This is a genomic window from Aurantimonas sp. C2-5-R2 (assembly GCF_036549495.1).
Classification (GTDB): Bacteria; Pseudomonadota; Alphaproteobacteria; order Rhizobiales; family Rhizobiaceae; genus Aurantimonas; species Aurantimonas coralicida_A.
On record NZ_JAZHLJ010000192.1, the window covers coordinates 1 to 2,305 of the forward strand.

The 2,305-nt window shown below is 63.3% G+C and carries 4 pseudogenes and 1 other annotated feature; of the pseudogenes, 2 read left to right on the plus strand and 2 right to left on the minus strand.

The annotated features are described in order from the left end of the window. Positions 1-39: 39 nt before the first annotated feature. Positions 40-588, plus strand: a pseudogene (locus VQ044_RS24785) (IS481 family transposase); the annotation flags it as partial. Then, positions 539-664: a sequence feature (AL1L pseudoknot), on the minus strand. Its footprint overlaps the pseudogene before it by 50 nt. Here VQ044_RS24785 and VQ044_RS24790 read toward each other — a convergent pair. Both VQ044_RS24790 and VQ044_RS24795 read right to left on the minus strand, forming a co-directional pair. Then, a pseudogene (locus VQ044_RS24790) lies at positions 578-948 on the minus strand (transposase); the annotation flags it as partial. It overlaps the preceding feature by 87 nt. The pseudogenes VQ044_RS24785 and VQ044_RS24790 overlap by 11 nt on opposite strands. A gap of 52 nt (positions 949-1,000) precedes the next feature. Continuing rightward, positions 1,001-1,625: pseudogene (locus VQ044_RS24795) on the minus strand (P-type ATPase); the annotation flags it as partial. 593 nt (positions 1,626-2,218) lie between these two features. Here VQ044_RS24795 and VQ044_RS24800 point away from each other — a divergent pair. Beyond that, positions 2,219-2,305: pseudogene (locus VQ044_RS24800) on the plus strand (thiol reductase thioredoxin); the annotation flags it as partial.

Here is a 2,305-nt window from a genome sequence, read left to right on the forward strand (position 1 = left end):
TCGATCTCTTCGCACGACCTCCGCCCCTGCAATGCCCTCATTGTGAAATGCTCATCGCAGAAACCGACAAACCAAAAGTGCCAAAGTAGTGTTAGGCAGCTCGCCAGACGGCACGGCATTAATCCAAAGACCGTCGCGAAGTGGAAGAAGCGAAGCACGACGGCCGATCAGCGCACTGGTCCTCGAGAGCCAAAATCAACCGTCCTATCGATGGAAGAGGAAGCCGTCATCGTCGCCTTCCGGCGCCACACGCTTTTGCCGCTCGACGACTGTCTCTACGCCCTGCAGCCGACAATTGCGTATCTGACGCGGTCGTCCTTGCACCGCTGCCTCCAGCGTCACGGCATCTCCCGTCTGCCCGAGATCGAAGGCGACAAGCCGGTCAGAAAGAAGTTCAAACGCTACCCGATCGGCTACTTCCATATCGACATCGCCGAGGTGCAGACTGCTGAAGGAAAGCTCTATCTCTTCGCGGCCATCGACCGAACAAGCAAATTCGCCTTCACCCAACTGGTCAAAAAGGCCGGGAAGAGGGAGGCAGGGACGTTTCTGCGAGATCTGATCGCGGCAGTTCCCTATCGACCCCATAGACGTCACGATGGTTGTCGATGAACGTCGTCATCGTCTGAACGGGCGGTCGAGCTCCGCCTGAGCAAAATACGCCGATGCCTTACGCAGGATCTCGTTGGCCTGCCGCAACTCGCGGTTCTCTCGTTCGAGAGCCTTGATCCGGCCGCGCTCATCGCTCGTCTGACCGGCGCGAACGCCCTGGTCGCGTTCGGCCCGGCGAACCCAGTTGCGCAGCGTCTCGCCGGCACAGCCGATCTTCGCCGCAATCGACGATATCGCCTCCCACTGCGAGGCGTGTTCGCCTTGATGCTCCAAAACCATTCGGACTGCCCGCTCGCGGACCTCCGGCGAATATCTCTTCGATGTCTGTTTCGTCATCATGACCCCATTCTCTCAGGAAATGAGGTCTCCGGGAAACCCGGGGCGGTTCAGTGCTGTCGGCCGCCCGGCGATTGGCGCGCAGGTCGAAAGGTTCGCCCGCGTTGGTCGAACCGCTCATCACGTCCTGCCCATGCTCCAGACGTACGGGCATCGACTCGCCGGTCAGCGCCGACTGGTCGACCATCGCGCGGCTGTTTTCGACTGTGCCGTCGACGGGCGCCACGTCCCCCCTGCCGGATCAGCAGAAGATCGCCAGGCTCGACGTCATCCAAGGGCACGTCGTCGAGCGCGCCGTTGCGGTGGCGCGTCGCGGTGCGAGGCACACGAGAGAGAAGATCGCTCATCTCTCGTCGGGCGCGACCCTCGGCGAAGCTTTCAAGGAAGGTTCCCCCCGAATACATCAGCGCCACGACCGCCGCCGCGAGCGTTTCGCCAAACAGCAGTGCCGCCGACATCGACAGTGCGGCGACGATGTCCAGCCCGACCTCGCCTTGCCGCAGACTCCGGACGATCTCCACGACCAAGGCGGCGAGGACCGGCAGGATACCCGCCGCCCAGATCGTATCCGCCAGTTGCGACAGATCGGCAAATGTCAGGCCGAGCCCCCCGACAAGGCCAAGGAATGCAACGGTCAGCAGGGCGGTGTTCAGACGATCGTGGAGGATTGAGTTCAACGGATACCCTGTCCTGGATTCAGCTGCGCGGCTCGGCCATCGGGGTTGGCAGACTCATCCTGCAACGCCCTTGCCACCGCGAAACCATCCCCTGCACTGCGGTGCCCCCCCGGATTGGCCGAGGCATTCCTGTGTCGGGCGCCCGACCCGGGGTTNGCAACGCCCTTGCCACCGCGAAACCATCCCCTGCACTGCGGTGCCCCCCCGGATTGGCCGAGGCATTCCTGTGTCGGGCGCCCGACCCGGGGTTGGTCGCCGCGACCTTCGGTTCGTCGACGGCCACGATGTCGATATCGGGCTCGACACCTCTGTTCCGGAACAGTTTGAGGGTCGCGCAGTCGGCGACCGCGACGAGTTTACCATTCGGCGGGATCATTGGGTTGTGACTCCGAGTTGGGGCCGAGCGCCATGGCCGACGACCAGACCACAGCGAACTCCGCCGCGACTTGCGCAAGGTCAAACAATCGATCGAGACAATGTGCATCATGACGAGGCGTGCAGGCCGCCCGAAGTCACTACGGTGGTGTCGGCCGCTTCGGATCTGGACGCGAGGCAGCCGGCCGTCGCACCCAACCGGGCGGAAGGAGAACGGAATGACCGAGACTCGTGTGGTTTGCAGCAAGTGCGGCGGCGTCAACCGCTTGCCGCCGTCGCGATCGGCCAGCGGCGCCAAATGCGGG